The 14968-nt window shown below is 58.4% G+C and carries 14 protein-coding genes; 7 read left to right on the top strand and 7 right to left on the bottom strand.

All coding sequences use genetic code 11. From position 1 onward, the window contains the following. The first annotated feature begins 81 nt into the window (after positions 1-81). Together MESCI2_RS1000000137160 and MESCI2_RS1000000136215 are read left to right on the top strand one after the other, a co-directional pair. A protein-coding gene (locus MESCI2_RS1000000137160; protein WP_155936645.1) for an IS5 family transposase occupies positions 82-842 on the top strand; the annotation gives its coding sequence in 2 pieces (ribosomal slippage) (positions 82-421 and positions 421-842; 762 coding nt in all). 701 nt (positions 843-1543) lie between these two features. Beyond that, entirely contained in the window at positions 1544-2065 is a 522-nt protein-coding gene (locus tag MESCI2_RS1000000136215) for a helix-turn-helix domain-containing protein (protein WP_050596621.1), read from the top strand. A 684-nt stretch (positions 2066-2749) separates the two neighbouring features. Here MESCI2_RS1000000136215 and MESCI2_RS1000000136210 read toward each other — a convergent pair. The 7 genes from MESCI2_RS1000000136210 to MESCI2_RS0122085 all read right to left on the bottom strand — a co-directional run bounded on the left by MESCI2_RS1000000136210 (position 2750) and on the right by MESCI2_RS0122085 (position 11500). Next, positions 2750-5353, bottom strand: a complete 2604-nt coding sequence (locus tag MESCI2_RS1000000136210; protein WP_050596620.1) for a Ulp1 family isopeptidase — start codon at positions 5351-5353, stop codon at positions 2750-2752. Between the two features lie 205 nt (positions 5354-5558). Then, positions 5559-7670 carry a secretin N-terminal domain-containing protein gene (locus MESCI2_RS0122110; RefSeq protein WP_081738840.1) on the bottom strand — a complete coding sequence of 704 codons (2112 nt, stop codon included), beginning with the start codon at positions 7668-7670 and terminating at the stop codon, positions 5559-5561. Positions 7671-7748: 78 nt separating this feature from the next. Further along, on the bottom strand, positions 7749-8261 hold the full coding sequence (locus tag MESCI2_RS0122105; protein WP_027038473.1) for a hypothetical protein: 513 nt from the start codon (positions 8259-8261) through the stop codon (positions 7749-7751). A gap of 40 nt (positions 8262-8301) precedes the next feature. Further along, complete coding sequence (locus MESCI2_RS01000000135065) at positions 8302-9051, bottom strand: hypothetical protein (RefSeq protein WP_155936644.1); 750 nt, start codon at positions 9049-9051, stop codon at positions 8302-8304. A 174-nt stretch (positions 9052-9225) separates the two neighbouring features. Continuing rightward, positions 9226-10224, bottom strand: coding sequence for a type III secretion system translocon subunit SctE (gene sctE / locus MESCI2_RS0122095; RefSeq protein ID WP_181060864.1), 999 nt, complete (start codon positions 10222-10224; stop codon positions 9226-9228). A 7-nt stretch (positions 10225-10231) separates the two neighbouring features. Further along, positions 10232-10729: a SycD/LcrH family type III secretion system chaperone gene (locus MESCI2_RS01000000135060; RefSeq protein ID WP_032901167.1), complete on the bottom strand. Its 498-nt coding sequence runs from the start codon at positions 10727-10729 to the stop codon at positions 10232-10234. Between the two features lie 48 nt (positions 10730-10777). Beyond that, positions 10778-11500 carry a CesT family type III secretion system chaperone gene (locus MESCI2_RS0122085; RefSeq protein ID WP_027038469.1) on the bottom strand — a complete coding sequence of 241 codons (723 nt, stop codon included), beginning with the start codon at positions 11498-11500 and terminating at the stop codon, positions 10778-10780. 563 nt (positions 11501-12063) lie between these two features. On the opposite strand from MESCI2_RS0122085, the gene MESCI2_RS0122080 reads away from it, so the two are divergent. The 5 genes from MESCI2_RS0122080 to MESCI2_RS0122060 are packed head-to-tail and all read left to right on the top strand — an operon-like array spanning position 12064 to position 14968. Next, positions 12064-12432 carry a hypothetical protein gene (locus MESCI2_RS0122080; protein WP_155936642.1) on the top strand — a complete coding sequence of 123 codons (369 nt, stop codon included), beginning with the start codon at positions 12064-12066 and terminating at the stop codon, positions 12430-12432. After that, positions 12429-12860: a type III secretion system inner rod subunit SctI gene (gene sctI / locus MESCI2_RS0122075; protein ID WP_181060863.1), complete on the top strand. Its 432-nt coding sequence runs from the start codon at positions 12429-12431 to the stop codon at positions 12858-12860. Before MESCI2_RS0122080 ends, sctI begins: the two co-directional genes overlap by 4 nt. Next, entirely contained in the window at positions 12857-13699 is an 843-nt protein-coding gene (gene sctJ / locus MESCI2_RS01000000135055) for a type III secretion system inner membrane ring lipoprotein SctJ (protein WP_050596619.1), read from the top strand. Before sctI ends, sctJ begins: the two co-directional genes overlap by 4 nt. Further along, on the top strand, positions 13692-14363 hold the full coding sequence (locus tag MESCI2_RS0122065) for a hypothetical protein (RefSeq protein ID WP_027038466.1): 672 nt from the start codon (positions 13692-13694) through the stop codon (positions 14361-14363). The genes sctJ and MESCI2_RS0122065 overlap by 8 nt, the downstream gene beginning before the upstream one ends. Beyond that, positions 14342-14968, top strand: a complete 627-nt coding sequence (locus tag MESCI2_RS0122060) for a FliH/SctL family protein (protein WP_027038465.1) — start codon at positions 14342-14344, stop codon at positions 14966-14968. Before MESCI2_RS0122065 ends, MESCI2_RS0122060 begins: the two co-directional genes overlap by 22 nt.

The following is a 14968-nucleotide window of genomic DNA, read 5'->3' as shown; positions in this document are numbered from 1 at the left end:
CTAGGGCGTAGTGACGATTTAACGGTTTGGGATTCCCACGGAGGCGCAAATCAGATTCAACGCTGACTTTGGAGGTCGGCGATGGACTGTGATGCGCTTCGGGACGATCAGTGGGAACGGATCAAGGGATTTGTGCCTGGCGGCACGAGAGGCAAGCGCGGACCACGCACGAACAATCGGCGATTTCTGGATGCGCTGTTGTGGATGGCCCGCTCAGGTGGGCGCTGGCGTGATCTGCCCGAGCGGCTCGGCGACTATCGATCCGTGAAGCGGCGCTACTATCGCTGGATCGAAATGGGCGTTCTCGACGAGATGCTTATGGTTCTTGCTCGCGAAGCCGATCTGGAATGGCTGATGATCGACTCGACCATCGTGCGCGCTCATCAGCACGCCGCCGGCGCACGCCGGTCAAAAGGGGGGCAGATGCCCAGGGCCTGGGTCGGTCTCGCGGCGGCCTGAGCACCAAAATCCACGCCGCAGGCGATGCACTCGGGCTTCCGGTTCGCCTGATCGCAAGCCCAGGGCAGCGCAACGACATCGCCTATGCGCATGAACTCATCTACGGCTTCCAGGCAGAATGCACAATTGCCGACAAAGGCTATGACGCCAATCATCTCATCGACAAGATTGTTGAGATGCAAGCCGCAATCGTCATTCCACCGAAGCGAAACCGAAAAGATCAGCGTCCTTACGACGCCGATCTCTACAAGGAGCGCAACATCATCGAGCGCTTCTTCAGCAAGCTCAAACAGTTCCGCCGCGTCGCAACCCGATACGACAAGCTGCTCGCCAACTTCATGGGCTTCGTCAAGCTCGCAGCTATCGCAATTTGGCTCAAATAGTTAAATCGTCACTACGCCCTAGGGATGGCGATGCATCCGGTTCAAGCGCAAGCTTGTAGGACCTATCAAGCCGATGAGATGAGAAGGGTCTGATGAACGGGTGGAAGTCAGCCTGACTGATAGTCTTCGGAGGTCGGGAGAGCCGACTTCATGGGAAGCGGTCAGCTGTAGTTGAATTGTTCCAGGGCGACATGGGCTCCATTCAACGGGAATCACAGCCTTCTATTCAAAGAGAAGATCAACTGACCATGGAAACGAAACTTGAACAAATAGCAGACCGCTTATCCCGTTCGCTCAGGTGGCCACAATATATGGTGCTGCGTCTGTCCCCGTCTCCCGGTCGATTAGCGTAGACTGGGCCAAGTTGGCACGATTCGGGTGTTGCCAGCATCCCGCCAATTCGGAGATCGGTCAGGCCTTGACGCTCGCCAGCACCTGACATACTTTCTATAAGCAAGTTGCGTAGGGATCGCGTTTGCAGCCCGATGACGTGGAACTCATTCTGGACGCCGACATTTCGGAGGACCCATGCCTCCTCTTTGATGTCGTCACGCCGGATGGCGTGCTTCAGCTATTAGGAGAAGTGGAGATGGGCAGCAACCATCTGGTCGTCCGTGACCTCCATATTGGGGGCGATGCCCAGGTCCAGTGGGGTTGGTCAAAATTGCGCAGGCTCGGTCGAGTGATCGCGGAGAAGCTTAATGTCGACTACATCGAAGTTCATGGAGCGGTTCGGACAACGGGTGCGAACCCGGGACGTCGTCCGAGTGTCGCCAGGCTCTCCCGTCCGGCTGAGCCTCAGCTTTCTACACGGCGCGAATACTCCTGAAGCTGCTCGGGTTCTCGTCAGGAGGCAGCTGCCGCTGAGGACGGCCCATGCGGTCCTCACGGAGATGGTCGATCACGGCAAGGCGTTCGTGACTGTTCCTTGCGTCGAGGACCTGCGGGCACTGAAGGACGAACTCTCGTCCGCAGGAGTGATCGCGAAGGTTCATGCGCCGCGGCCGATAAGCGTTCGCGAAGTTCGGGATAGCACGAAGCTGTCCCAGGAGGCGTTCTCCGTGAGGTATGGCCTCGATCTGGCAACGCTTCGAAACTGGGAGCAAGGTCGCTCGGAACCGGATGCAGCTGCGAATACTCTCCTTTGGACCATCGCCCGGAATCCGGAGGCAGTCGAAAAGTCGCTCGACATGGAGGACGAAGTGGCGGCGCCGTCTACCTAGTAGTCTAAGTCTAGGTAGAGGGCCGTCGGAACGGCCACTCCATCGCACGGCTACTCGGCCGCCAACGCGATGGCCGGCCGCCGGACGGGAGGCAACGCCAGGGTCCGCGGGATGAGCGGATCCGGCCTGCTGTAGCGCCTGCCCGTCAGCCGTTCCTCGCCTGCAGCCGCAGCCGTGATGGTGGTCGCCTCAGTTGGGGCGCTTTCTACCAGATCAAAGAACGGACCCGCTACTGCGACCCAAACTGCGGCCCCCACATAGGGAACTGCAAGCACTCGCGGTACTGTGAACCAACTGCCGAAGAGCGTGGTGCGGGAAAGCCGCACGCCACGTTCTGTGGGAAGCGGGGGCGGCGACCGCCTCCGGTGCCGGTGACCCGGTGGGCGGCGCCGTGAGGCGTCCCCCTATCCCGATCAATCACTCAAGATTTGGGAACCCCCTAACTGAGGACACGCCCTAGCACGCGGCGCATGGACAATATTTCCAGCCCGCCCGACCACAAAATTGACGGCCATCGCAGCCACCAATCCTGACGGTATCCAAAATGATTCACATAGTGCGTAAGCGACAAGCCAGATCGCCTTTGATTCGAAGCCGTCCTCCGCCGACAAGTTTGAAATCCTCGCGGGCTGATTGACCTCGCACCAGCGCCCCTGTTCAGCCGTTGCAACAAAACCGCCGTCATCAGCTAGGGTAGACCTGAATGAGGTCCTGCGTCCCATGCAGCACGGCTGTGTAGAGCATGCCACCGATCATGAAGTTAGTCTTGGGTTGGTCCTGGCTCGGCAGCACATTATGCCAGTACATTCCGCGCATAAGATCCGTCGGCGCCCACTGGTTGCCGTGTTGCCAGTCAGGAGGAGCGAACTGTCCCAGCTCCGGCGGTGCGGCCTGAACGGGAGGTGTCGCCCCGAAGATTGATGCGCCAAGGTCTGCCTGCCACGATGACTGCTCGACGCCTAGCTCTGGCACCTGGACAATTGGAGAAAATTGCTGCCAATGCTGCGTATTGAAACTATCGGCGGCAGCATCGGGCTCACCTCCCTCACGCCTGGGAGCGGGGCTCAACCGCAGTCGGAGTTGCTCGCGACTGACGACGATGTTGTCGAGGTGCAGCGGCTCCCGGGCTGGCCACCCGCCCTCCCGCAATCGTTGAACCAGTGCCCGCGTGCCGTCCACCACAAAGACGCCGCAATCGTAATCGTTCTGCTGTTCGGCCATGCGGGCTGGCGTCAGCATGGCGCCTATCCGCCTTGCGAGAGCTGTTGCGGCCGCGTCGTTGTATCTCCTTCGCTGGAGGGAGTCGTAGTGGTAGGCGACGGCCGGCCTTTCCGAGTTGCTGCTGTCGACGAGCAACAGCGACCAATGGGTGCCATTGTTTATCGGCAAGAACAGGAAGTTGGCTCGGGCGTTGTTCTGATCAATAATGGACTGCAAATGTCTTTGCACGGTTCGCTGGTCCGTGCCGGGCAAGCCCAGTAGATGGGATACCATCGGATCCACCAGCCTTATGCTGGCGGCGAAGCCTGGATCGATTTGCTGGAGTTCCTCCTGCAGGAGCTCGTAATCCCTCTGGATATGGGCGTCGCTCAGCCACTCGGTGTAGCCGAGCACCGACCCCACCGGGACGTTGGACGAGGCTGTCGGACCCAAAGCCGCGGTGCGAGCATTGGAGTTGGTCGGAAACTCCTGGTGCGAGGAGGAGGACGGGCGGCCGCGAGTTGGCCGCTGACGTGCCTGCTCAGGCGGCGACTCCAACGGCCGGTTCTCTTGTACGTACTGCGCAAGCGCGCCAACCATCCTTTTCAAACTCATGCCCGTTGGTCCTACGGCTTCGCGGAAGTCCTGGTAATTTGCTGCCAACGACGCTTGCTGCTGCTCAGTGCCGTTGAGGCAGCTCATTATGCTATCTCTTTTCTCGGCTTGGAGCCACTCACTAAACCTGCGCTGACGTGTAGCAGTACTTTCGGCAGTTTTAATATTTGCGCCGTTGCTCACCTGTTCAGTGAGGAAGCCACGGATGATCTCGGCGTCGTCGGGATAAGGCTGATGCCGGGTCAATTTGGGCTGGGCGCCTATGTACGTCCGAAACCGATCGAACGCCACGCCATAGCGCTGACCCATCGCTGTTATAAAATCCCCGTAATCTGCTTGCAACGAAGCTTGCTGCTGCTCAGTGCCGTTTAGGCGGCTCACTATGCTCCCCCTTTTCTCGCTTCGGAGCCAATCACTAAATTTGCGTTGACCGGAAGCCAAAGAGTGGGCAGAAGGCTTTTTGTCGCCCTTGCTCACCCGTTCATTGTAGATGCCATCGATGACGTGGCCGTCCTCGGGATAAGGAACAGCTGTTTGGCGCCCCATCAGGCGGGGCCCGGGGCCGACGCTTTGGAGTTCTTGCCCACCAGGGGCGAGCTTTCTAAGATGTGATAGTGCCTTCAGGACACGGCGGCCATCATCTCCAGCAGCAACGTCTTTGTATGCCTTGATGTCTTTGGCGAATTCTTCTTCATCGGCATAAAGCCGAGAAGCAATTGGAGTTCTGTCTTCTGCTCGAAGCCAACGTGCAAACCTGCGAAGAACCCCTACAGTATGCGTGAGGGTATGCTCGGGAACCCTTCCATCCCCTCGTCCGATGCTACCATCGGGTAGGATTTCGTAGCCCCGGACTGCTGCCGCCAAGTTCTCCAGAAGGCTCTTGTCATCAGAATACAGGTCCGCATCGGAGTGCCCACGCTTGGCGAAATCCATGCGAAGCTCTGAATAGACCACGTCGTGCGCCGAGCCGCCGGACGACTTCTCGCGGCGACTCTCCCCGAAGGCCCTGCCGACCCCCGATTTCACACGCGACCACAGTCCTCGGCTCTTGCTATCCTTTGTCCGCCCGACAGGCTGCGGGTCCCATGGCGCTGTAGAACGCGTACTGCGCGATAGACTGTCACGCAAGTCAGACTGCAATACCCGCGCAGCCGAACCACCAACCTCTATGCTATGGCGCGTACTGCTGAACTGGCCGTCGCGCAGATCGGACTTCGGCGGCATCCGCATCGAACCGCCGAGGTCAGTGCGCTGGATATCTCCATGCGCCTGTACGAATGGAGCGTCTTGCGAACTCGCCTCAGAGGAGTTGAGGTGCAGTTCGCTCAGTTGCTGCACAGAACCGGCATCATCCGCAGGAATGTTGCCCGATTCTTGTTGCTGCCGCCGCACCATACCAGGGTAGCTGTTGTTAAAAACGGTCGTATAATCGCCCGTATAATCGCCCGTATAATTGAAGTGCACGTTGTCCATATTACTCTCCTTATGAGCTTCATCTTCTTATCGTCTTGGGCCAACTCAAGTTGCGGCCGCAGTGCTTCAGCCTGAGAAACCCGGTCGCCGAGGTTCACAATCAGACCATATTGCCCATTGGTCATTCATTCCGAGTTGTCACGCTTTGGGCATCAACCTGTTCGTAAAATCCGGAAGCCTGACTTGCGGGCCGCCGCGGTTCACGTCAGCTGCGCCCATTTCGCTGTAGCCTTGGTATCGACGGGCTCGGCTGCGGCAGAGCTGACGGCGTTAGCCGGCGGCCCAGGTCGGGGGCTAGCACCTCGAACTTCTCGCGCAACTCCTCGGTCAGGGCCCTTGCATCGGTGTCACCTTCAACCACCCGGGGGTTAAGCAATATCAAGAGCTCAGTCCGTTCTTTGCCATATTCGGTGCTGCGGAACAGTCCTCCCAAAAGCGGAATATCCTTCAGCACAGGAACGCCAGCATTGGCCCGATTGGTGCTATCTTGCATCAATCCGCCAATAGCGATCGTGTCGCCGCTTCGTGTCGATACCGTACTTTGGAGCCGGCGCACCGAAATCACCGGGGACTGAACATTGGTGAGCGTGTTCCTGTTGCCAGTGCTGACCTCCTGAAATGTGTCAAGCGTTATATTACCCCCGGCACCGATTCTGGGCGTAACAGCCAAGATCACCCCCGTGTCGCGCATCTCGACGTCGCTCACGATCGGTGAGTTCTCGCTTGCGACAGATTGCGATGATCGGACGAGGATCGGAACCTGATCACCGACCTGGATGGTGGCGGTTTGATTGTCGACCGCAAGAATGCGCGGCGCGGATACAACCTTTACGTCTCCAAGCGCTCCTAGCCCGTGTAATACGACATTTACGTCCGTGCCGGGAAACACATATGACAAACCATTTGGAATTGGGGCCAAGCCCCTGGTGGAGAGAAGATAATCAACGCCGTAGCGCAGGCTGTCATTCAGCCGCACCTCTGCGAGGATAGCTTGGATGAGAACCTGTCGAGGTTTGACGTCGAGTTGACGGATCGCGGCCTCCACGATCTTGTAGTCGTGCGGTGCTGCGAGTACTACGAGCGCGTTCTGTCCGCGGTCCGCCTGGATTCGCACAGGCGCCAAGAGGCCGAGACGGTTCGCTGACAACACCATTTGGTCCGCCGGGTGCGCTTCAGTGCCGGTCGCATCTTGCGTTTCGGACGGCAAACCTGGCACGTTGACCGGCAGGCTGGCTCGACTGGATACGCCATTTCCAACCGACAGGTTGCCGAATGTTCCCGCGGGCTGCGCATCTGGGACAGCATCGGGCGCCTGAGCGCCGAACGTTTGCGCCAGCACATGCGCCACTTCCGAAGCTCGTCGGTAGAGCAACGGACGCACATGAATGTTTGCGGTCGCCTCCGACGCACTATCCAGTTTGGCAATCGCCCGGCGGACTTGCTTGAGAGCTACAGGATCATCTGCCACAACTAGGATACCGTTCAATCGCTCTAGCGCCGCAAATTGGACAGGCCCCCTCCCTTTGCCATTCTGATTAAACAGCAACCTGAGTTCTCGTTCCACGCCAGCCGGGCTCGCTTGAGATAGCGTATACAGCGCGAATGACCTGCGAAACATGGCGTCTGTGTCAAAAAGGCCGACCAGTTCCCGCACAGAACTTACGGATCCCGGCGGCCCACTGACAACAATGCCGCGCCCTTCGGGCGCTGGTGTGAGACGCACACCCTCCTCCACGTTCGGCCGGATCACCCCGATGACCTCAGCCGGATCGACATACCGAACAGGAACAACTTGAACGTTGCTCTGCGTGCCGCCGGGAATATCGGCCAAGCGCCCCACCCGAACTCCTTGATCAACCACGGCCAGCCCATAGCCGTGCGGCGCCAGTGCCTTGTCAAGCAGCCGCGGCACCTCACTCACCGGCACCTGGCGATCTGTACGAAGGGTCATTTTCCCTCCAACGCCAGGATCGATGGTTACTGGCATCCCCATAACATCGCCTACGATCTCCCGCACGACTTGGCGAATGTCGACATTGGTATAGTCGAGACTCTCGCGTCTGCTATCCAAGACTACTGGCAGCTTGCGCTGGATAGTGGCTGCTACCGGCTGCGCCTGCTTCTGCCCCAGCACTTCAAAGCCTCGGGTCTGCGGCTCGCTAGCTTCTCGCACAGGTGCGTGGTCGGAATGGCCGAAGGAGCGTGAATTCAGCAAAACCCCGCGATCGGCAATGGTACCGCTGCCGGAGCACCCTGCTATATTTGACAGTAAAATAGGAAGATACAGCAAAGCAGTATTCCTGCTGGTAATAGCCATTCGTACCACTCCGCTCGCGCAGATTTGATTGTAGAGGAGGGGGCGATTACCCGTCCTCCTCGGCAAATAACCGGCTATTTACCTGATATTGCCCATGACGTTCTCTTTGACCTTGCCATCCTTGGCCACCAAGTTCGTCGTGAGTTGAACACATTGGTTTACTTTGTCCATCAGGGACTGCAGGTGGATCAGAGCCATCTGCGAATCGCTATTCGCGGTATCAATGGCTGCCTTCACGTTTGAAATGGCGGCGTCGAAGTCCTGCTGACTACCACTGTTTATACCGTAGGGAACAGGGATGTGGTTCTTGAGCATCCAGGCATAGACTGTCTGTTTATTGCCCTGTGGATCGGTAATTTCGCCATATGCATGCATTTTGTCGTTGATGGGGCGGTTGACACGCAACTGCGCTAGAGCGTCGTTCGCTGATTTCAGCCAATCGTTGCGCTTCTTCATGCCGTCGAGTTCTTCCCGAAGTTGGATACCAAGAATATTATACCGCTCTATCTGGAGTCGCATCGCCAACCCGCCCAGGTCGCCCCCCCACTCAAATGCCTCATGGTTTTTTGTCAAATTGCGAATACTAAACATTTCTGCGAGGACCTTTGTTGTGAAGATTTGTTGTTCTGAGTTACCCGATGCTTACGATCTTACTGTTTGTCTCAGCCTCTGCACGTCTGACCTCCGATAGGGTTTCCAGAACATCTTGGATCATCTTTTCATACGCCGACTTGAATTCACTTTGCGCATCGGCATTAGAGCGCATCTCGGTGGCCTCCGCTTCTAGCCTTGCCTTTTTCTCCTGCTCAATCGTCGCCCCCATGTTGAGGCCGGCACCTCCGATTTTGCCGACCTCGGTTATGCCCGTGGCGGCGCCGCTCCACATCATCGTCGTTGCCTGGGCGCCTTGCTGAGCCTTTTGGATACTTCTCACGTCGCCCCTGGGCGAGCCGGTGACGTTCAGGGACTCGCCTGAGTTAGCCTGGCTATTTGTCTTGTTGAGCGCCGTCGAACCGCCGAGCTGCTGCTGAAAGGATACCTGTGCCTTGATCGCTCCTTTGAGGCTGGCCCCCGCACCCGCTATTGCAAACGCGGAAGTCAGGACCGTTCCGACCAGCTGAAATACCCCAGCAGCACGAAGCGCCTGGGCAGCGGCATCCTGCGCCGCGATATCGCAGTCACGCGCAGCCTGCCTGTCCAATCTGGCAGACTCACGGAACTTTAGATTGAGGCTGTGTAGCAATGCGCCAATTGTATAGATGTCAACTGAAGCGAGCCGTGCTCCCAGGGCAGATTCGGCACCGTTGTTTCGAACGGCGATGTCTCCGAGCGTTGGAACACCGGCCGATGATACGTTGGAGTGATCGGCGGGCGTTGCCACGGCGCCGCCGTGCCTCATGCCAATGGAAGGCGGGGAGATAGGCAAGAAGGGCCGACTGTCTAGCGAAGCGCCGCCCCACAAATGACGGTCGCCGATACGGTTTGTTTCTACGGCAGTGTGTAGCACGTATACTCTCCTGTATTTGAACGGGGAAGGGACAGCTATGAGCGCTCGTCAGCCGATATTTCGTATGACGATCGACGCGGATCGAGTTTGTTCCTGGATCGCATCAACAACTCTCTGCGTCATAGTCTTTATGCCGAGGAACAATTCCCGGATGTGCTCGATGTCGTCCTCTTGAAGCTGCGCCAGCCTCGCGAGGGATTTCCTGATGCCCAAGGTCTGCGCCTGTGTGTCTGTTGCCTGCTTCTGCTGGGCCGCGCTCGCGACCGCTGCAACGGACGCACCTACCGACGCAACGGCCTCGCCCGCCTGAGCGGCTGTCGCAAGGCGCTGACCTGCCGCAGCAATTTTCGCCACCGTACCCATTTGGCTTGTGAGCTTCGTGGCGACGCTCGTTGCCGCGCTCCACCCACCGGACACGGCACCGGCACCTAAGCTGGCGAGTGAACAAGCAAGGACGATGCCAACCGTGATCCACGCGGCCCACTGCTTGGACTGCCTGTCCCCCATCCCCTCGTCTTCCATGAGGCGCTTCGCAATGGACTGCGTCATCTTATCGATGACGCCCGTCTCGGCTAGGGTACCCACGGTGACGGCCACTGCTGCGGCCGCAATGGCAAAAGCCCCGCCGGTAGCCACCGCCGCTACACACGTCAGCGCCACCGCTACCCATCCAAAAATCTTCTTGAATTTGGAACTCTTCTTCGCCTTTCTCAATTTCTGAGCCGCGTCGATGATGTTTCGGGCGATCTTCTCGTTCTCCAGCTTCTGCAGCTTAGCGCGGTCTCGCACATCTGCCATGCTCCCGGCAGCCTCGGTGTCGGCCATCTTCATCTGGAGCGCCAGGAGCGTTGCGGCCATATCCATCGCAGCAAAGGCTCGTGGCGGGGGTAGCGTTGGGGCTGAATCGGACCCGGGAGCGTCGTCGGGGACTGGTGGCGGCGTAACTTCAGCGACCGACTTGCAACTACCAAACACAGAATTGCTGGTCTGCGTGTCAACCTGAGTCATCCCGGCTTCAGGTAGCGGTCCACCGATCACTTTTGTCATGCTCATGCTATCCATTGCGGCATTCTCCTTCACATTCTGTTTTGGGCCTGAGCCGCTGCAGCATCAGGGACGCGCGCTGAGCGAAATTCTCATGCTCGGGCTTCCCTCCGCTAAGCGCCATTACACTCTCAAGCGCGCTTACGGCTGCTGCGGGTTGATCGAGCTGAATGAAACATTTCGCAGCGCGAAGAGGGATCTGTGGATCCTGGTCATTCAGTAGCGCAGCCAGCCCATAGGCACGTACGGCATTTGCTGTATCGCCCAACATCTGACTGGCAGCACCGAGTCCGAACCAAAATCTCGCGTCGATGTATCGGTGCACGCACAGAAAACGAAAGAAGCTCAGCGCCTCGTCGTATTTACCGACACAATAAAAACGATGGCCGAGCGCGTAGACTGCCTCGAGTTCGTCATCCGATATCCCGATGACAGCCGCCAAATCCGTATGCCCTGCAATAATATCTTCCGTAAGCCGTGCTAGCCGTCCAGCCTCAGCATCGTCCATTTGTCGCCACCCCGCCCCTTACAAGCCTCTAGTTCTTGCATAGCCGCTTCAGACCCGCTGCCGTGTCGGCGAGACGCGCGGTCCACCAACCGGCAACTGATTGGACGTGACTCTTATGATATCGCCCAGAACCGCCTGCCGCTCCCGATTTTCGGTTTGCCGAAATCCTTGGCCCTGAGCCTCAAGCAATGCCGAGTTGATGTCGCCGGTGATTCCAAGTTCGTCCAAGAGATCAGCTTGCCGACCGAGTTGTTCCCGACCTTCGCTCAATAAGCTTTCCATCTGAGCGATCGTTTGCCGCGCCCGCGCCATGCTCCCATCGAGATCTTTACTGTCGATACGTTCTCTCGCGGGATCGCAGACGTTGCGCCAAAGATCCAGGTCACGGGGGATGTATTCATTCCTGCAGAGCGGTGACTGCTTGATTCTGCGATGTCGACGGCAAGTACCACCCCAATGAACGGCCGCCTTGTAGAATGCCATGATCCGCTCTCTCGTGACCGCCGTGTCCCCATGGGCGTGATCAATATCAGCCCAAAGCAGCAGAGAACCATCTCGATCGGAACACAGCGCCCCATGTACGGAAGCACAGTAAAGCAGGTTCTTTCGTAGCAATTCGCGGATCTGCATCTCGCTGTCCGGCATGTTGTTTAAGACCTTGCTGGTTAACCTCACCGTTCGCACTCTCGACATCTCAACGGCGATCGCAAGGTCATCGACACTGAGCTCAAGCCGCTTCGACGAAGCGGAAGAGCGGTCGGAATTCTTCATTAAGCAATCCAGAGTGAATAGCAGGAGGTCGTCTGGTGATGTTGGCGTCACGCAGGCATTTCCTTTTTCTAACGGGCTTGCTCACATGATTTGGGAGCTTTGCGCCATCCTAACTGGTAAGTTCGCTGATGGAGCTTTGGGTGCTATCGACTATTATCTGCGGCGATCCTGAGGAGGAAAATATTATGTTGATATGTAGCTATCGGCAGGTGAGATGGTATCGGGTGCATTCTTACTGAGATGCGGCGACAAAAAGCTTCTTCTGTCCAGCGAGTATATGCGGCAGGTATGGAGGCATATTGCCTTTGTAGTTGCACCCGGCGGGCTTTCGAGCACAATTAGGCACGAGACGCGTAAGGCCTGATTACCAGTTTACCGCCGACGCCCGGATTGGCGGCAGGTACAAGAGGAGCCGGGCCGTTTGAATCGGCGCAATGTTTCTGCGGCCGAGGTCGCAGCCCGATTGCGTGTGCGCAACTTGGCCGGAAAAGGAAGGCTGATAAACGATGTTTCCTTCGTGTACATCTGCCGCGCCTGAGCGTCTCGCCGAGATGGGGGTGCGCTTGCGGCGGCATCTCGCCGAAGCGGCATTCCTGGCTTGCATTTCGAATGACGTAGAGGGGGCCAGACGTATAGCGAAAGGCCTTGATGCTATTGCACAGGGCTGTCGCGAGTCCGTCATTGCTTACGCGCTGGCGGATCTGACGGCAGGCGATGTCGAGGCAGCGCTGCAGCAGTTAGGTCCGCTTTCCGACGCCGAAGACGCATATGGGATGGTGTTTCAGGCGCTGGCTCTCCACCTTGGCGGACGGATGAGCGAACGCGATGCCGTGCTCAGGCGGATTCCAGGCGGACAGACCGACGTCGATGGACTCGTCGCAGCGTTTCGCAATAACTCGGTCGGATATGCTGTAGACAGGGGCGTTCGGTGAGCGTGACCAGCATCATTCCACGAGCGCTGACCGCAGTTTTGCCAACGGACACTGCGCTCGTATCGGAAATACCGCCTGGGTCCGTTGACATCGTTCACGCCCCATCCGACTGGCCCTTGTCACCACAAGACGACAGGTCAGCCGCTGTTGCAATCGACCAGTTGGCTGAGGTGGCGCGCGAACCTGGCGTCAGCCGTACGCCGGGTGACGCCATCCTCAACAGCATGGAGAAGCTAAGCGCGAGCTTCACCCAAGGTATGGAAACCGCTCGCAGCACCGCGGAGAGGATGAAACCGGGAGAAATCCAGTCAAGTGATTGGCTGAGCGCACAGGTCGCGATGTCAGCTTTGACCCTGCAGTGCGACATCCTCGCGAAAGTCGTCGGCAAGGCCACCCAAAGCCTAGATACTTTCCTGCGAAACCAATGATCAATGCTGGGGGACGTCTGACGTCAGTATTGACGCAGCTAGCGACATTTCTCGGGCTGTTTACGCTGGTAAGCTGCGCAGCGAAGACCGAGCTCTACCGCGACCTTCCCGCGCAGGAAGCGAATGAAATGCTTGCACTTCTCATGCGTAAAGGCGTCAATATTGACAAAACGATAGGCAACAACGGTACTGCCTCCCTGGTGGTGGATACTATGGACGTTCCCCGTGCCATGGAAGTGTTGAATCGCGCCGGCCTGCCTCGCGAACTGTATGCCGACATGGGCAGCCTTTTCAAGAAAGAAGGTATGATCTCATCGCCGACAGAGGAGCGTGTGCGTTACACTTATGGCATCACACAGGAGCTGTCGCGGACCCTGTCTGGCATCGATGGTGTAGTCAATTCCCGTGTCCATGTGGTCTTGCCGGAAATGTCGAGTGACGATCGAATCCCGTCCTTCCCGTCGAGTGCTGCCGTGCTTGTCCGTTACCTACCCAGTGCTACTGTCGATCAGATCGTGCCGAAGATCAAAGAGCTCGTAGCAAACAGCTTGGAGGGCCTGTCCTATGATAAGGTCTCCGTTATTCTCATAGAGGCAACTCAGGACAATGCTTTGCGGCCCCCTGTCTATAGCGCTGACCCCCCTACAAAAGACAGCGGTGCATCCCGTCTTGTGATCGTGCTTTCATGCGCCATAGCTGTATTGCTCGCCGGCAATGCCATCCTGGTATTTCTGCTATGGCGTCGCTTTCATCGGACATCCGCCATCACAGCTCATGAGGTCAAACCGATGGAACAATTCAGCAGTGATCGCAGCCAGACGGCCAGCAGCGATGTCTGATGAATGGCTTGATGCGCCATGGGCGAGGGCGGTGATATGCTGCATCGCCGATCCTGCTGCTGACATCGATCCCACCATGGCGCTTGGTTGGCCCGAATGGATGCCGCTGGAAATGGCCCAGGCCGACCCGTTCACACGTGTTAGGCTCGGTCGCTGGCTGCTTCGAGAAAATAGTGGGCAGCCGTCTGCCATCATTACCGCGTGCGCCACGCGACGAAGCCGGCTCGCGTTCCTCCCGCCACCAGAAGCCGTGCGCCTTATGGGGTTAGCCGGCGCGTGGGTGGGTGCCTCCGGCCTTACGGGGCTCCTTCGGACGAGCGATATCGCGGCGGCGAACTCAGCCCTGGGAGAAGAAGCCGTCGCATTCGCCCGGCAAACCGTTCTGCTACCGCGACCGACTGCCGCACTGATGTCGGAGATCGGTGCTTCTGAGATCCCGTGCGCACCCACCGCATTGCTTCACTGCGGCGCGGCGATATTCGGCCTTGCGATCGGCGCCATCCCGCAAATGCTGCGGGCCCGATTAAGCTTGCGCCGTCCGGCGCCGCTCTGGAATACGGTGGTGGGCGCCTGTCGTGACGATACTATGGGTGAGGAAGCCTTTTGCGCGATGCGGCGACTGGCCCGCAAGACGATGATCACATGGTCGCATTGGTTCAACTGACACCTGTAACCGCCGGCGTTATCGGCCCTGGGCGAGTCGTGCCGGCCGGGAGCGCACAGGCGCTCGTGGACGCCGAGCAACTGCTAGTGCAGGCAAGGCGCGAAGCCGAGGCGATCGTCGATGCGGCGCACGACTGTGCCAGAGCCATCGAGGCGGCGGCCAAAGAGGCTGGCTTGGCCGCGGCGCAAGCGGAAATCCAGGCCGGTCTGACCGCCATCGCCACGCAGGCTCTGAGGATTACGGCGCAATATGAGGAGCAGATCATTGACATAGGCCTGCAGATCGCGCGCCGGATCATCGACACAATCGAGCCGGAGGAGGCGGCGGTGCAGATCGCATTACGCACTCTCAAATTCGCGGGCGGCAACGCTCTCGTCCGGCTGCGCGTATCACCATCACTCCTCGAGGCGGTCCGCAACCGGTTAGATGACATCCTTCCGGCGGCAACATCGCGCGCCGTCATCGACCTAGTTGGTGACGCGCGCGTGAAAGATGCAGGGTGCATTCTCGAGACCGATGCTGGACTGGTCGAAGCCACAATTGAGAGCCAGCTTGCCGCGATCGAAATCGGCCTGCGCAGCGGCCTAGCAGCCTCTAATTTCTGA

The sequence above is a fragment of the Mesorhizobium ciceri WSM4083 genome, from assembly GCF_000519305.1.
Lineage (GTDB): Bacteria > Pseudomonadota > Alphaproteobacteria > Rhizobiales > Rhizobiaceae > Mesorhizobium > Mesorhizobium ciceri_B.
The sequence above is the reverse complement of the archived record's forward strand: the minus strand, read 5'-3'. Positions and strand labels throughout refer to the sequence as shown.

Bases quoted from the DNA above. Each gene is read 5' to 3' on its own strand.
- MESCI2_RS0122110 (WP_081738840.1), bottom strand. From the start codon at position 7,670: ATGGCTATTACCAGCAGGAATACTGCTTTGCTGTATCTTCCTATTTTA.
- MESCI2_RS0122060 (WP_027038465.1), top strand. From the start codon at position 14,342: ATGGTCGCATTGGTTCAACTGACACCTGTAACCGCCGGCGTTATCGGC.
- MESCI2_RS0122105 (WP_027038473.1), bottom strand. From the start codon at position 8,261: ATGTTTAGTATTCGCAATTTGACAAAAAACCATGAGGCATTTGAGTGG.
- MESCI2_RS0122065 (WP_027038466.1), top strand. From the start codon at position 13,692: ATGTCTGATGAATGGCTTGATGCGCCATGGGCGAGGGCGGTGATATGC.
- sctJ (WP_050596619.1), top strand. From the start codon at position 12,857: ATGATCAATGCTGGGGGACGTCTGACGTCAGTATTGACGCAGCTAGCG.
- MESCI2_RS1000000136215 (WP_050596621.1), top strand. From the start codon at position 1,544: ATGTCGACTACATCGAAGTTCATGGAGCGGTTCGGACAACGGGTGCGA.
- MESCI2_RS01000000135060 (WP_032901167.1), bottom strand. From the start codon at position 10,729: ATGGACGATGCTGAGGCTGGACGGCTAGCACGGCTTACGGAAGATATT.
- MESCI2_RS0122085 (WP_027038469.1), bottom strand. From the start codon at position 11,500: ATGAAGAATTCCGACCGCTCTTCCGCTTCGTCGAAGCGGCTTGAGCTC.
- sctE (WP_181060864.1), bottom strand. From the start codon at position 10,224: ATGACAAAAGTGATCGGTGGACCGCTACCTGAAGCCGGGATGACTCAG.
- MESCI2_RS1000000136210 (WP_050596620.1), bottom strand. From the start codon at position 5,353: ATGGACAACGTGCACTTCAATTATACGGGCGATTATACGGGCGATTAT.